This is a genomic window from Acinetobacter rongchengensis, from assembly GCF_003611475.1.
Taxonomy (GTDB): domain Bacteria; phylum Pseudomonadota; class Gammaproteobacteria; order Pseudomonadales; family Moraxellaceae; genus Acinetobacter; species Acinetobacter rongchengensis.
Map to the genome: position 1 here is coordinate 18206 of NZ_RAXT01000008.1, position 15881 is coordinate 34086.

The following is a 15881-nucleotide window of genomic DNA, read 5'->3' on the forward strand; positions in this document are numbered from 1 at the left end:
TATGGTTGGTGATCAAAATAATGAATAACTTAGTCGATGCTCATACACGAGCATCTATAATAAATACCCGAATAAATTTCTCAACGCCTTTCCATTCAACACTTATGACTAACCTACATGCATAAAAAAACACCTCCGAAGAGGTGCTTTTAGGGGTTGATATTGTGATATTTCAATTAGTGATCTGAAGCACCAGAGATACCAATACCTGTTTGTGAACGAACATATTGTGCATCAAATGCTTTGCGCTCAGCTTCAGCACGTGCTGATTTATCAGTCACAGAGAAGAACCAGCAGCAAAGGAATGCAAGTGGCATAGCGAAGATCGCAGGACCATTGAACGGGTTAACTGGTGTATCAGAGATTTTTAATGTATCTACCCAAACGGCTTTTGATAAGATAATTAAAGTGACTGCTGTTAATAGACCAACTAGACCACCAATCACTGCACCACGAGTCGTTAAACCTTTCCAGAACATTGAAAGTACAAGGACTGGGAAGTTTGCACATGCAGCAACAGAGAACGCTAAACCAACCATGAATGCAACGTTTTGCTTTTCGAACAAGATACCCAAGATCATTGCAAAAATAGCTAAACCTAAAGTTGCAATCTTAGACATACGTAATTCAGATTCAGGCGTCGTTTGACCTTTCTTAAATACGTTTGCATACAAGTCATGCGAAATTGCTGAAGCACCTGACAATGTCAAACCTGCAACAACCGCAAGAATTGTCGCGAATGCAACTGCAGAAATGAAGCCCATGAACAAATCACCGCCAACAGCATCAGACAAGTGAACTGCAGCCATGTTATTACCACCAACAAGTTCTAACTTGCCAGTCACTGCCATTTTAGCAACATCGATAAATTGTGGGTTGTTTGATACGAAAAGGATCGCACCGAAACCAATAATGAAGGTTAATAAGTAGAAGTAACCGATGAAACCTGTTGCAACAACCACTGATTTACGTGCTTCTTTCGCATCTTTTACTGTGAAGAAACGCATAAGAATATGTGGTAAACCTGCTGTACCGAACATCAACGCAAGACCTAAAGATAATGCATCTAATGGATTGGCAGCTAATTTACCTGGGCCCATGATATGACTTGCTTCTTCAACGCTAATCTCATGTACTTTGGCAAAAACATCAATAGACTGCTTGAACATTTCAGAGAAGCTATAGCCAACTGAATGCATCACCATGAACGCCATGAATGTCGCACCTGAAAGCAACATCACTGCTTTGATGATCTGTACCCAAGTGGTCGCTAACATACCACCAAACATAACGTAAGCCATCATTAGAAGGCCGACAATCACAACGGCGATGTTATAGTTCAAACCAAATAATAATTTGATTAACTGACCTGCACCAACCATCTGTGCAATCAGATAGAAAGCAACCACAACCAGTGAACTGATTGCTGCAAGTGTACGTACTGGTTTTTCTTCCAAGCGGAATGAAACCACGTCTGATAAGTTATATTTACCTAAGTTACGTAAACGTTCAGCAACCAAGAATAATACGATTGGCCAACCAACCATGAAACCAAGTGAATAAAGCAAGCCATCGAAGCCTGAGCTAAACACCATTGCAGAAATACCGAGGAACGATGCTGCTGACATATAGTCACCCGCAATCGCTAAACCATTTTGGAAACCTGAAATACCACCACCAGCAGTATAAAAGTCCTGAGTACTCGTGGTTTGTTTTGCTGCCCACTTGGTGATAAATAATGTTAAACCAACAAAGATGGCAAACATGATAATCGCATGCCAGTTGGTTGCTTGTTGCTCTGCCGCACCTAAATCTGGCCCTGCTTGAGCAAGTGTAGATAGCAGCGCAGTAGACGCTAGAGCTGCTTTAGTTTTTAAAGAGTTCCATTTCATCTTAGTGCAGTCCTTTTTCATGTGCGATCGCTTCGACTTCTGCCATTGCATCTTCTGTCAATTGATCCAATGTATTGTTAGCTATGTATGAATACACACCACATAACACGAAAGAAAGAACAATAATCCCTAAACCTAAAGGAATCCCCCAAGTGGTCACACCACCTGCAGAAACTGTTGTTAATAAAAATTCTTTGTTATAGCCAACTAAAAGCATAAATCCAACATAAACAAACAACATTATTGCAGTTAGTGTCCAGCTTAATTTACTTTTCTTAGCAACCATTTCTTTGAATTTTGGATTGCGTAGAATCGCATCTACCTGTCTCTCATCCATAACCATTCTCCTTGATAAGCGACCAGAACGCTGGTTGCTTTTTTAATCATTTTTTACAAGGCTAAAAGTAACAATGTTGTAGGGTTCTCGTAACTTAGACTTTGGTCGTTAAATTTTGATCAAAATGAATGAGTCAGTTACTTGATGCGTTATGATAGAGCCAGATCTTTATACGCTCGTTCTTATGAATAGTTGGTTAATTATAGGGGTTTTGGCCCTTTACATCTTAATTCTCTTCGTTTGCGCCTTCTTTGGGGAAAAGCATGCAAGTCGATTAGGTACACGCGGAAGAATGCTTCTCTTTAGTCTAACATTAGGGGTTTATTGCTCATCTTGGACATTTTATGGAGCAACTGGTGCCGCAGTCCGTGAAGGAATTATTTTTCTTCCGATTTATTTAGGCCCCTTATTATTCGTTTGGCTTGGCTATGATATTTGGCGACGTTTAGGACGAGTGCGTCAGCATCATGCAATTTCATCAATTGCCGACTTTGTTGCTGCTCGCTATGGTAAAAGCGGAACACTAGCCTCTTTAGTGACCATCCTTGCTGTTGTTGCCATCATTCCCTATCTTGCCTTGCAACTCCGTGCCATTGCACTGAGTGCAACGGTCATGCTTGATCACAACACTCAAGTACTATCGACCACAACCAATGGTGTGCTGGCATTAACTGCTGTTCTCGCCATTTTAGCGATGATCTTTGGCACACGACAAATTGCCAATACTGAGCAACATGGCGGTTTGATGCTCGCTGTGGCATTTGAATCTTTTGTGAAATTATTTGCCTTACTCTGTGTCGCATTTTTCTTTATTTTTGATCATCCTAAAAATATTATTCAAATTTCACACGATGTACAAAAAACATTCCATGAAGTTCAATTGTTCGGTGTACCTGATACTTTTTGGATTCAAACACTTTTGGCCGCACTTGCCATTATTTGTTTACCACGACAGTTCCATGTCGCAGTGGTTGAGTTACGCGATGAAAAACATATTCGTGGCGCACGACGTTGGTTTGCAGCCTATTTGATTTTAACCATTATCGCCATTATTCCCATTGCCAGTTGGGCTTTGCATGCTGCACCCAAATATTTAACCATTCCAGATGTTGCAGTTTTATCATTACCGATCAGTTATAACCAAAATTGGCTGTCCCTTCTCGCCTTTCTTGGCGGTTTTTCAGCTTCAACAGGGATGTTACTGGTTTCATCAGTTGCGTTATCGATCATGCTCAGTAATGACTTGATCATGCCTGCTCTATGGAAATTTAGACTGTTATCTCGGCACGATAAACGTTTACCTCAGGTGCTGAAATTTACACGTCGAGTGTGTATCTTAGCCGTCATGTTACTGGGCTTTTTATTCTTCCATTTCTTTAATGATATCGACCAGTTATCGACTTTTGGTTTGTTAGCATTTAGTGCTGTTGCACAATTTTCACCTGCCTTAATAGGAGGTTTATATTGGCGTGGTGGTAGTCGTCAGGGGGTCTATGCAGGTTTAGTGGTCGGTTATATTGTTTGGACCTACACGCTGTTACTGCCCACTATTTTACGCAGTTTACCTCTCGAATATGGTCAATTCTCCCATGAATTTTTGATGTATGGCCCACTTGGAATTGAATGGCTCAGACCCGAAGCCTTATTAGGTTTTGAATCTTTTGCACCACTCACTCATGGCGTGATATGGGCATTAGGTTTAAATATCATGCTTTATATTTGGGTTTCTCGGATTTACCGACCAAGTATCGCGGAACAAATCCAAGCTGAAAGTTTCTTCTACTATGAAACAAAGCCTTTACCTGCACAAAGTACATCGACAGATATTAATTATTTACACCATGATGTAGCCAAACTCAAAGTAGGCGATCTGATTGCACTGGCAAAACGCATTACAGGTGAAGGGCCAACCACCCATGCATTTCGACAATTTTGCACCATGAACAATGTGGTGATGAATGAAAATAGCAGTGCCAATGGCATGTGGTGGCGATTTACAGAACAATATTTGGCTGGAACTATTGGTGCAGCCTCTGCACGGACCTTACTCACCACGGCAATGGTCAATAACGGTTTGGCTTTAGGACAAGTCGCTAATATTCTCGACCAAGCGTCACAATGGCAACGTTTTAACCAAAACCTGATTATGACCATGATTGACCACATGACTCAGGGGGTCAGCGTGGTTGATGAAAATATGTGTTTGGTTGCATGGAATAATCAATATCTAAAACTTTTTGATTATCCTAAAGACTTAGTTTATGTCGGTTGTCCAATCGCAGACTTAATTCGTTATAACGCTGAACGTGGTGAATGTGGTCCAGGTTCTGTTGAAGAACATGTGCGTAAACGGATTCACTGGATGAAAGTGGGTAGCGCGCACGAGTTTGAGCGTATTCGTAAAGACGGTCGAGTGATTCAAATGCGCGGCAACCCCATTGAAGGTGGTGGTTTTGTTACGACTTTTGCAGATATTACGGCATTCCGTGAAAATGAAGCCATCCTTGAAGCACGAGTGTCGGATCGTACTCAACAGCTTGCTAATGCCTTGACTGAACAGCAACTGGCACGTGAACAGGCAGACAAAGCCAATATGTCGAAAAGCCGCTTTATTGCTGCGGCAAGTCACGATTTATTACAGCCTATGCATGCTGCACGTTTATTCAGTACAGCCTTGGAACAAAGTGTTCAATCAGATGAAGATCGTAAAACACTACAACAACTTGATCGTGCACTATATGGTGCAGAGAGTATGCTTTCTGCACTATTGGATATTGCGCGTTTAGAAGGCGGTTCAATCCAACCAAAGCGCCAAGCGTATCCTTTACACGACTTATTGAGTGATTTGGAATTACAATTTAAATCAATTGCAGCACAACGAGATATCCAATTGCATGTGCATGATGCTCAATTTTGGATCGATACAGATCCACAATGGATTCGTCGTATTATTCAAAACTTTGTTAGCAATGCCTTACGCTATACTGCACGTGGTCGCGTTATTGTCGGAGTTTTGCGTCATGCAACTCGTCCAGACCACATCCGTATAGGCGTGTGGGATACTGGACCAGGAATTGCCGAAGAGCAACGGATTAAACTGTTTCAAGAGTTTGAACGTTGTGGGCATACCTCGCCTTGGGGTGAACAAGGTTTGGGGCTTGGCTTGGCGATTGTTCAACGCATGACCAGCTTATTGGATTATCCTGTTCATGTTTATTCTGAACTGGGTAAAGGTTCCTGCTTCATGATTGAAGTGCCTATCGTTGAAGCACCTAAAATCGTAAGTACACCTGTACAAGCTGTACCGCTCAAAACCAAAGCTTATAAAATTTTGTGTTTGGACAATGATGAAACCATTTTAGAAGGCATGGCAACACTGCTCACGAAATGGGGCTATCAGGTCTTTAAAGCCACTGAACCTGAGCAAGCCTTTGAAATTATTCAGCAAGAAAATATTCAAGTGTGGCTGGTTGATCAGCACTTAAATGATGGAAAAGCAGGTTTAGACTTTATGATCAATCATCGTCAGGAAAATGTACCTATGGCACTGATTACTGCTGACTCAGATCCTGAATTGCCGCAACGTGTAAAAGAGCTCAATATTGTTCTGCTGAAAAAACCACTTAAACCTGCATCATTACGTGCTTGGTTATCAGGTTTAAAAATTTCTAAGTAAATCCGAGTAAATTTTTAGCAGATACAAATTTATATAATGTTTTGAAACATTTACAACCTCTATAAAAACTTTTTATGGAGGTTTTTTTTAAGTGAAATAGCAATTTTTTTCCTACACTATGCAAAAGTATTCAAAAAGCACTCTGAATTTAAGAAAATGATTGACTAAAAATTTCAAAAGTCGGTTTTCTATGGCAAAGAAGATCAAAATAGTAACTATACACTTGTATACTTGGTTACAAATTTACAATTAATTGATTTATATAAATAAAAATATCTATTTTACCACGCATACAACTTTAGTCGTATTCATATTGCATCTTAAATAATTCAAGAATTGAAACAACATAAAACCACGCTTTGATGTGCAGGGATGCAATGTTGATGCGTCATCAATTTTTAATAGGATTTAAATCATGAATATTTCAGAATCTGTTCCACATGGCATTCATCAAACTCAACAATTCCATCGCCAATATGGTGCAAATGCAATGCTCCCTATGATCGATTGGCAAGATATTTTCAAACAAACCAAATTACAAGATGCTCAACTACAAGCTTTAAATACCATTTATCAAAGTGCTGTTCCTTTGGCACTGCAAGTGTTTGATGAATTAAAATTTGATGTCTTTGCACCAGCTGCATTTCATCCACAAGGTTTAGGGCTTTTTGACAAGTTAGCACAACAAGAAGAAAAATTTGTACAACGCTTAGAAGATGAGTGTGATTGCTTAAACAACGAAGTCCGTCATCAAATGTGGAGTATGTTGCTGCGTGGTGGGGCTGTACTGGTGTTTAAAGCATGGTTAGGTAAAGTAAAATCTGGTCAAGACACACTAGACATGACACAGTTTGATGAACTATCTGACTTACTCTTCATTAAAACATCACCAACAACCTTGGCACATCGTTTAGGAGTAAATCCGCAAGCAGACTATGATCATATCTTTTTGATGTATGGCAATGATGTGTTCCTAGATCGTTTCAACAGCTTAGAAACTGCAGCTTTATTTGTAGATTTAGGCGTATATGATGCAGCTTTTTTAAGTTTGCGTGATGACCGTGTTGCAGATTATTTAAAATCAAAAGGTTATGTCACCCAAGACCAAATTGATGACTTAAAATGTGCATTAAACCCATTGGGTTGCCCTGATCTTGTGTCTAAACAAGATTGTTTGGCTTAACACTCAATAAAAGCGTACTAGAAAAAAAGACCGCCATTTTGATGGCGGTCTTTTATGTCACTGAATTTTTAGATTTAAAAATTAAACTTTCTTTTCTTCAATATTTAAGGCATTGATCGCCAATACCGCTTGAGTACGATTTTGTACGCCAAGTTTACGGAAAATTGCCGTCACATGTGCTTTGATGGTCGCTTCGGAAACTTCTAACTCGTATGCAATCTGTTTATTGAGCAAACCTTCTGCAACCATCATCAATACACGGAATTGTTGTGGTGTCAGTGATTGAATACGTTCTGCCAAAGCCGTTTCATCCGCAGCACGTGGATCAAAATTCATATTGGCAGTCGGCAAATTCGGTGGTAACCAAATATCACCATCTAAAACTTGACGAATCGCTTCACCAATATGACTTGGATGTGCTGATTTAGGGATATAGCCCATTGCACCATGTGCAATCGCACGCTGAATAATCGACGCATCTTCATGCGCTGAAACCACAATAATGGGCAGCGAAGGATATTGCGCACGAACATGTACCAATGCAGAAAAACCTGATGCACCTGGCAGATTTAAATCCAATAAGACGAGGTCTGGTTCTGGACCATTTTCCAAGCGTTCATAAAATTCATTTACAGCCGCAGTTTCACTAATTTGAGCCTGTGGCAAACTATAACGAACCGCCTGAATTAATGCATGGCGAAACAGTGGATGATCATCAACGATTAAAATATTCATAAGCGAAGCGAGAGATCTCTAGCACAGTTCTTTCATTCTAACCGCACTATTGCTATTTAGGATACGTTAATATTAACGATTTTTAGAATATTTTGTTTGCTTTAATTAAAATTCCATAAACTTTTTAAGTTTTTTATTCAATTTAAGATTTAAATATCATTTTTTAATATAAAATAAAGATATAAAAATGAATTACTTATTTAATTTAATAATATATTTTAGCTTCAAATACTTAAAACATTTATATCCCCATTATTTCATCTCATTTTGATTTATATAAAAAACTGATAACCAATCTGTTTTTGCTTATTTTACAGCATATCCTTGAATGTAGATTAATAAATGGTATTCCGAGATTAACTTGATTAGGTTGCCAATATGTCTATTTTCACACAACAAAAACCATTGAATATCGTTGCTGTTTCAGGCGGTTTAAATCATCCATCCAAAACAGAAAGTCTGGTTCAAGCGATTATTGATGAGCTTGGTCAAGCCACGCCAATCCATGTGCATTTTATTAAATTCAGTGAAATTGGACAGCTTTTGGGAGGAGCAATTTACCGCAATCAACTTCCACAACGTGTGCAAGACGATTTAGCTGCAGTTGAGGCGGCAGATGCCCTCATCGTAGGCACACCTGTGTATCGTGCTTCATTTACAGGACTATTTAAGCATTTCTTTGACTTTGTTGAACAAACAGCCTTGGTTGATGTTCCTGTACTGCTTGCGGCTTCTGGTGGTAGTGACCGCCATGCCTTGGTTCTAGAGCATCAATTGCGTCCGTTATTTAGCTTCTTCCAAGCACAGACTTTACCGATTGGCGTTTATGCAACCGATCGTGACTTCACGCCTGAATACACCATTAAAAGTGAACATATTCAAGACCGTATTACTTTAGCTGTTGCACGTGCTTTACCCATTTTAGAATGGGCACCTGCTAAAGGACTTCGTGCTGAAGTTGTAAAAGCCAAAACTGAACAAGCCAATCAAAACTTAGGTATTAACAAACAGATTGAACAAGATGAAGTCCTTCCTTCTGCAGCGGTACCTAGCTTAGATGCTGCTGAAAGTCGCTTACATGGCAAAGTCAAAACGCCACAGTCTCAGGTTGCCTAGTGGCAACTGGTCATAAATTCAGAATAAAAATAGAGGATTTGAGTATGTCGCAATATCAAATAACAGAAAACGATGAAGCAATTAAATTTGCATATTGGGTTCCCAATGTCAGCGGTGGTTTAGTCGTGAGTCATGTCGAACAACGTACAGATTGGAGCTATGACTATAATATGCGTTTAGCACAAACTGCCGAAAATAATGGTTTTGAATATGCACTCACTCAAATCCGTTTTACAGCGGGTTATGGTGCTGAAAATCAGCATGAATCGGTGAGTTTTAGTCATGCACTTTTGGCAAAGACTGAAAAATTAAAAGTCATCGCTGCAATCCTGCCTGGTCCGTGGAAACCTGCACTGGCTGCGAAGCAATTGGCGACGATTGACTATTTAACTCAGGGTCGAGTTGCAATTAACGTGGTCAGTGGTTGGTTTCGTGGTGAATTTGATGCCATTGGTGAGCCGTGGCCTGAGCACGATGAACGATATGTCCGTTCAGAAGAATTTATTCGCACCTTAAAAGGGATTTGGACAACAGACAATTACAGCTTTGATGGAAAATATTATCAATTTAAAGATTACACCTTAAAACCAAAACCTATTCAAAAACCACATATTGAGATATTTCAGGGTGGTAGCTCTCGTGCCGCACGAGATATGGCCTCTCGTGTTTCGGACTGGTACTTCACCAATGGCAATACGCCTGATGAACTCAAAAAACAGATCGATGACATCCGTGAGAAAGCCACAGCCAATGGTCATACTGTAAAAATTGGTGTCAATGCATTCATTATCGCCCGTGATACAGAACAAGAAGCCCAACAGGTGTTACAAGCCATTATTGATGGTGCAAATGTAGAAGCGGTCAATGCTTTTGGTGATGCAACACGTGAAGCAGGCGCCGCATCTAAAGAAGGTGAAGGCAACTGGGCAAAATCGACATTTGAAGACTTGGTGCAATATAACGATGGCTTTAAAACCAATTTGATTGGCACTCCCTTACAAATCGCTGAACGTATTGTTGAATTAAAAAATGTCGGTGTAGATTTAATCCTTTCAGGTTTTTTACATTTTATTGAAGAAGTTGAATATTTTGGTGAAAAAGTATTGCCTTTGGTCCGTGAATTAGAAGCGGCTCAGCAGAACCCAATAACCGCTAAATCTGCTTAATCTATGACATCAACCAAAACAACAATAAATAATTAAAATGCTTTGGAACTTTCCCTCTAGACTCGGCTTGAGGGATTTTTTTTTTGAAGATTTCAACATAATTAAACTGCTGGTTTTTACATCTTTCTTTGGTTTATCTTAAACTTAGAATAGAGCGCTTAACTTTCTAATTTTTATTGTATTGATTACTCGGAGCTACTCGATCAATCCTTTCTAATCGTTCTTGATGAAGAACTGCTTGAAAACATTAAAATGAAAAAGGTTGAAAAGAAAATATGCATATACGTTTCCCTTCCAAGTTAGTTGCAGGTGATTTAATTGCGATCACAGCACCATCCACGGGTGTTCCACCCTCATTACACCCTCGTTTAGATCTTGTCATCAAAATGCTTGAAGCAAGAGGCTTCCGAGTTATCGAAGGACATTGCTTGCGTACGGTATATAAAAATAAAAGTGCCGATAAAATATTACGTGCAGAAGAATTAAAAAACTTTCTGACCAATCCAGAGATCAAAGCCATTTTGCCACCATGGGGTGGTGAATTGGCCATGGAATTACTAACACTCATTAACTTTGCTGAACTCGCCAAACTTGAACCAAAATGGTTTTCAGGATTTTCTGACCTCAGTACTTTACATGTCCCCATAACAACCCTTTCAGGTTGGGCGACTTTACATGGGCCAAACTTAATGGAACTTGCTGCTGAACTACTAGATCCAATGACGCAGAAAATATGGGAAGTCCTAACCAGCGATAGAGAAATGGTGATCACCCAACAATCTTCATCGTTTTATCAAAAAGATCACAGTGATTGGATCGCTAATCCAAAAGCAGGTTTGAATCTCACAGAACCTACACAATGGAAACGTCTAGATGGTAAAAGCACTGCTATAGATTTTAAAGGTCGTTTAATTGGTGGATGTTTAGAAACGATTTCAAGACTGGCTGGAACCCAATTTGCCAATCTTCCCCAATTTTATCAACAGCATGCAAAAGATGGCGTCATTCTGTATTTTGAAAGTTCAGAATTAAAACCTTGTGAACTTACCAGAGCCCTACTCAGTCTGAAAATGCATGGCTGGTTTAATCACATTTCTGGCCTACTTATAGGCAGAAATATGGAACAACAAGTTGCTCATTCGACTCAACAAAACGCTTTTGATGCTATTCATTCAGTGTTAAGTGATCTCGCTATACCTATTTTGTATGATGTGGATATCGGCCATGTTGCTCCACAATTATCCTTAGTGAATGGCGCTCTTGCACATGTTTTCTTTAATGAAAATGGCAGTACGATTTCGCAATATTTATAAACTTTATGCACAAAAAACCAACTGTTTTTCACTTATGCAAAACCCAATCAAATTTGATTGGGTTTTAACTCGATCATTCAATGCATTGGCTTAGCTATTTGCTTTAACTTCAGCAATCAGTTGATCTACCACACTTGGATCTGCCAATGTAGACGTATCGCCTAAGCTGTCCAATTCAGCTGCCGCAATCTTTCTTAAAATACGACGCATGATTTTCCCTGAACGGGTTTTCGGTAAAGCAGGTGCCCAATAGATTGCATCAGGTGTAGCAACAGGACCGAGTACTTTACGCACCCAAGCGACTAATTCCTTACGCAACTCTTCAGTTTCAGCCTCACCCGCTTGTAAAGTGACATAAGCAGCGATACCTTGTCCTTTAATCTCATGCGGCATACCGACCACAGCAGATTCAGCAACTTTCTCATGGGCGACCAAAGCACTTTCAATCTCAGCCGTACCTAAACGGTGCCCTGAAACATTCAGAACATCATCTACACGTCCTGTAATCCAGTAATATCCATCTTTATCTCGTCGTGCACCATCACCTGTAAAATACGTTCCCGGATAAGTCGAAAAATAAGCTTCAATAAACCGCTCAGGATCTCCCCAAATGGTACGCATTTGCCCCGGCCAAGAATCTTTAATAATTAGATTTCCTTCTGCAACACCGTCCAACTCTTTACCATCAGCATCGACTAAAGCAGGCTGAATACCAAAGAATGGACGGGTTGCCGAACCCGGTTTCAAAGGTGTTGCACCTGGCAATGGGGAAATAAGAATACCGCCAGTTTCCGTTTGCCACCATGTATCTACAATTGGACAACGACTTTCACCCACCACGGTATAGTACCAATTCCACGCTTCAGGGTTAATCGGCTCACCCACTGAACCCAATAAACGCAAACTACTGCGGTCACTTTCTCGCACAAAAGCATCACCTTCTCGCATCATCGCGCGAATTGCTGTTGGTGCAGTATAGAGAATAGTCACATTATGTTTATCAACAATATGCCCTGTACGTGCCCATGTTGGATACTGCGGAATACCTTCAGACATCACCGTTGTTGTACCATTTGATAATGGCCCATACAGAACATAGGAATGTCCTGTGATCCAACCGACATCTGCCGTACACCAGAACACATCATTTTGTTTAATATCAAATACTTCTCGGAATGTTGTATTGACATAAGTCAAATAACCGCCTGTGGTATGTAAAACCCCTTTTGGCTTACCTGTAGAGCCTGATGTATAGAGAATGAATAATGGATCTTCCGCATTCATCGCTTCAGGTGGACAAATGTCAGTCACCGTCATGATTTCCATGTGGTACCACAAATCACGACCATCTTTCATCGTAATTGGATACCCTGTACGGTGTACTACAATCATTTTCTCAACAGAAGAGGTTCCATCAAGTGCCAAAGCCGCATCCACATTTTCTTTGAGTGGAATGGTTTTTCCACCACGCATCCCCTGATCCGCAGTAATCACCAACTTCGCTTGGCTGTCATCTATTCTGCTTGCCAAAGAATCTGGTGAAAATCCCCCAAAAACCACACAATGCACAGCGCCTATACGTGTACATGCCAACATTGCGATTGCTGCTTCTGGAATCATTGGCATATACAAAATAACGCGATCACCTTTTCCAATTCCATTCTTTTTCAAAACATTGGCAAAACGGCAAACTTCATCATGTAATTCTTCAAATGAAATGATCTTGTGTCGTGATGGATGATCACCTTCCCAAATAATTGCAGGTTTGAGTGGATGTTCTTTTAAATGACGATCTAAACAGTTGGCACTGACATTGAGCTCACCATCTGCGAACCATTCTATTTTAAAGTTGTCTTTGTCATAGTTTGTATTTTTGACTTGAGTGAATGGTTTAATCCACTCCAACTTTTGTGCAGCTTCCGCCCAAAACGCATCTGGATCATCGACTGACTGTTGGTAACGCTCAAAGTACTCTTGTTCATTGGTCCTTGCTGTTTTTACAAATTGTTCAGGAACTGGATAAATTTCATTCATAGTTCTACTTCCTTGATTTGCTATCTCATCACGAGATATATGCCTACGTTATTGATTTTATTACTTGCATGTACGCAGTATTACGATAGCGCATTTTGTATCACAATTGTGCTTTGGTCGTAGACGCAAAGTTCACTTTTGCTGTCATAATCTATTGAGTCATTTGCAAAAACATCCGATTTTTCAATATTTATGCCGTTTTTTTGATCTTATAATGACTACAAGAAAGTGCCTATGACTTTTTTCAGAAAAAAACATTTTCTTACTGAATGCTTCAAACTGGCTTAGCGCACCACACAAACTTAAGAATTGCCAATATTCTTGTAAGTCCCTCTATTTATAATTTTTTTATTTTGATTTATCCATCTTATCTAGATCCTACTGGAGATTAGATAGGCGAGTTTTATCATTTTATATCTAGACTAAGAAAATCTGTAAACAAAGCTTAACTTCTTTAAAATTTCAGGCAAAATACGCAAATCATTTCATTGGATATTGCTGTGGCTGAAGAAGCAAATAAACTAAGTGAAGTCGCTCAAGATACGACTCAGTTGCTCCATACTGCAGGTGAGAAAACTGCCAAAACAGTCATTGAACATACTGCAAAATATAACGATGCTTATACCACCATCGACAAAATTATGGATGGGTTTTGGGAACGTGTTCCTTATTTCTGCATTGCTCTGGTTGTATTGCTGATCTTTTGGTTATTGTCTAAAGTATTTAAATTCTTTATCCGTAAAACATTAGAAAACCGCTCATATACTCGTCAAAATTTGGTTTTGGTGTTAAACCGTGTCGGCAGTAGTTTTATTATCTTTTTTGGTTTTCTGATTGCAATGGTTATCGCGATCCCTGGTTTTACGCCAGGTCAGTTGATGAGTGCTTTAGGGATTGGCTCCGTCGCTATCGGTTTTGCATTCAAAGATATTTTCCAAAATATGCTTTCAGGTGTGCTGATTCTTCTAGGCGAACCCTTCAAAATTGGCGATGACATCATTGTCAATAATATGGAAGGCACGGTTGAAGACATTCAAATTCGAGCAACATTCCTACGCTCACCTGATGGCCGTCGTATAGTGATTCCAAATGCAACGGTTTATACCAGCGCAGTGACTGTCAATACTGCTTATCAACGTCGTCGTTGTGAGTTTATCGTCGGCATAGGCTATGAAGATGATGTGCAAAAAGCGAAAAATATTATTTTAGAACTACTCGATAAAGATAGTAGCATTCTCAGCCAACCGGGTTTTAGCGTGAATGTCACTGCTTTAGCCGATTTCTCAGTGAATTTAAAAGTGCAATGGTGGGTCAATACCACTGAAACTTCAACGTCTGCGTCAATCAGCAAAATTCAAGAGATGGTTGTGCATTCATTTGCTGAAAATAATGTGTCAATTCCTTATCCTGTACAAGAAGTTAAAATTTATCGTGGTGAAAGTGCTGAAGAAGAATCAGCCCGCGCTAAATAACCGTCCAAGCACATAAGGAATCACGGTTTCAGTACGAATAATACGGTTGCCTAAGCTCACAGCTTGGCAGCCGTTTTTAATAAGTAAATCAACCTCATAAGGAATAAAGCCGCCTTCTGGTCCAATCATAATCGTACACGGATGATCAATCGCAGAAGGCATTTTTTGTTCAACATAAGGGTGCGCTACATAAGCTGGCGATTGTGCTGTAATTAAAGCTGGAAGAATGTCTTCGGTAAACGGTTTAAAGCGTTTATACAGCTCAATTTTAGGCGCGATTGTATCGCCTGCCTGCTCTAAACCTAAAGTGACATAATGATCAAGCTGTTGCAAAAAAGGCGTTTGCCAATAACTTTTATCGACTCGATAACTGTGGATAAGAATTAACTTATCCACACCCAAAGTTATAGCATCCATCACTAAACGACGTAAAACCTTGGGGCGAGGCAATGCCACCACTAAGGTTACAGGTAGCTTTTTAGGAACAAGCTCTTCTTGAATCGGTTTGATTTGGATAGAGTTTTCTGTAATGCTAATAATTTCGGTGAGATAACGTTTTCCATCACGAATACCGACTCTAAGTGTATCGCCCACTTGAATATCAACATGGGTTTTTAAATGCTCGATTGGTCTTTTGGCACTAATCGTCCAAATTTCGGATAAGGTTTGACGTGAATCGAGCAAGACAATATTCATAAGAAAATTTTATATTCCTGTTTTATGTACAATAAATAGGCGAATGAAGTTAGAAATTTTGATGAACGTGCTATCGCGTTAGGCGACATGGATGTCGCCGTTGGACAAGGACGATAAGGATATCCCCTTTGTCCAACAAAGGATTTTTGTTACTTTTCATCTCTGAAAAGTAAGACATTGCCTACACAAATAACTTAAAACACTTCAATATAAATTGTGGCTGTGTTAATCAATTAAATTTATCATTGCTTTATATTTAAT

At 39.6% G+C, this 15881-nt stretch carries 11 protein-coding genes; 6 read left to right on the forward strand and 5 right to left on the reverse strand.

Going from position 1 to position 15881, the window contains the following annotated elements; genetic code table 11:
- Window positions 1-176 precede the first annotated feature (176 nt).
- Both D7V20_RS06225 and D7V20_RS06230 read right to left on the reverse strand, forming a co-directional pair.
- Complete coding sequence (locus D7V20_RS06225) at window positions 177-1892, reverse strand: cation acetate symporter (RefSeq protein WP_120383449.1); 1716 nt, start codon at window positions 1890-1892, stop codon at window positions 177-179.
- Window position 1893: 1 nt separating this feature from the next.
- Window positions 1894-2229: a DUF485 domain-containing protein gene (locus tag D7V20_RS06230; protein WP_120383450.1), complete on the reverse strand. Its 336-nt coding sequence runs from the start codon at window positions 2227-2229 to the stop codon at window positions 1894-1896.
- Between the two features lie 184 nt (window positions 2230-2413).
- On the opposite strand from D7V20_RS06230, the gene D7V20_RS06235 reads away from it, so the two are divergent.
- Both D7V20_RS06235 and D7V20_RS06240 read left to right on the forward strand, forming a co-directional pair.
- Window positions 2414-5905, forward strand: coding sequence for a PAS domain-containing hybrid sensor histidine kinase/response regulator (locus tag D7V20_RS06235; RefSeq protein ID WP_120383451.1), 3492 nt, complete (start codon window positions 2414-2416; stop codon window positions 5903-5905).
- Between the two features lie 415 nt (window positions 5906-6320).
- Complete coding sequence (locus D7V20_RS06240; protein ID WP_120383452.1) at window positions 6321-7088, forward strand: hypothetical protein; 768 nt, start codon at window positions 6321-6323, stop codon at window positions 7086-7088.
- An 81-nt stretch (window positions 7089-7169) separates the two neighbouring features.
- On the opposite strand, the gene D7V20_RS06245 is transcribed toward D7V20_RS06240, so the two are convergent.
- Window positions 7170-7823 carry a response regulator gene (locus tag D7V20_RS06245; RefSeq protein WP_120383453.1) on the reverse strand — a complete coding sequence of 218 codons (654 nt, stop codon included), beginning with the start codon at window positions 7821-7823 and terminating at the stop codon, window positions 7170-7172.
- Between the two features lie 378 nt (window positions 7824-8201).
- Between D7V20_RS06245 and msuE the strand changes: the two genes are divergently transcribed.
- The 3 genes from msuE to D7V20_RS06260 all read left to right on the forward strand — a co-directional run bounded on the left by msuE (window position 8202) and on the right by D7V20_RS06260 (window position 11418).
- Complete coding sequence (gene msuE, locus D7V20_RS06250; RefSeq protein WP_120383454.1) at window positions 8202-8939, forward strand: FMN reductase; 738 nt, start codon at window positions 8202-8204, stop codon at window positions 8937-8939.
- Between the two features lie 59 nt (window positions 8940-8998).
- Window positions 8999-10105 carry a dimethylsulfone monooxygenase SfnG gene (gene sfnG, locus D7V20_RS06255; RefSeq protein ID WP_120383525.1) on the forward strand — a complete coding sequence of 369 codons (1107 nt, stop codon included), beginning with the start codon at window positions 8999-9001 and terminating at the stop codon, window positions 10103-10105.
- Between the two features lie 275 nt (window positions 10106-10380).
- Complete coding sequence (locus D7V20_RS06260) at window positions 10381-11418, forward strand: S66 family peptidase (RefSeq protein ID WP_120383455.1); 1038 nt, start codon at window positions 10381-10383, stop codon at window positions 11416-11418.
- 90 nt (window positions 11419-11508) lie between these two features.
- Here D7V20_RS06260 and acs read toward each other — a convergent pair whose 3' ends face one another.
- Window positions 11509-13452: an acetate--CoA ligase gene (gene acs, locus D7V20_RS06265; RefSeq protein ID WP_120383456.1), complete on the reverse strand. Its 1944-nt coding sequence runs from the start codon at window positions 13450-13452 to the stop codon at window positions 11509-11511.
- Window positions 13453-13952: 500 nt separating this feature from the next.
- Here acs and D7V20_RS06270 point away from each other — a divergent pair, with 500 nt between their 5' ends.
- Window positions 13953-14924 carry a mechanosensitive ion channel family protein gene (locus D7V20_RS06270; RefSeq protein WP_120383457.1) on the forward strand — a complete coding sequence of 324 codons (972 nt, stop codon included), beginning with the start codon at window positions 13953-13955 and terminating at the stop codon, window positions 14922-14924.
- On the opposite strand, the gene D7V20_RS06275 is transcribed toward D7V20_RS06270, so the two are convergent.
- On the reverse strand, window positions 14907-15620 hold the full coding sequence (locus D7V20_RS06275) for a 16S rRNA (uracil(1498)-N(3))-methyltransferase (RefSeq protein WP_120383458.1): 714 nt from the start codon (window positions 15618-15620) through the stop codon (window positions 14907-14909). The two genes, D7V20_RS06270 and D7V20_RS06275, sit on opposite strands and share 18 nt — an antisense overlap.
- Window positions 15621-15881 lie beyond the last annotated feature (261 nt).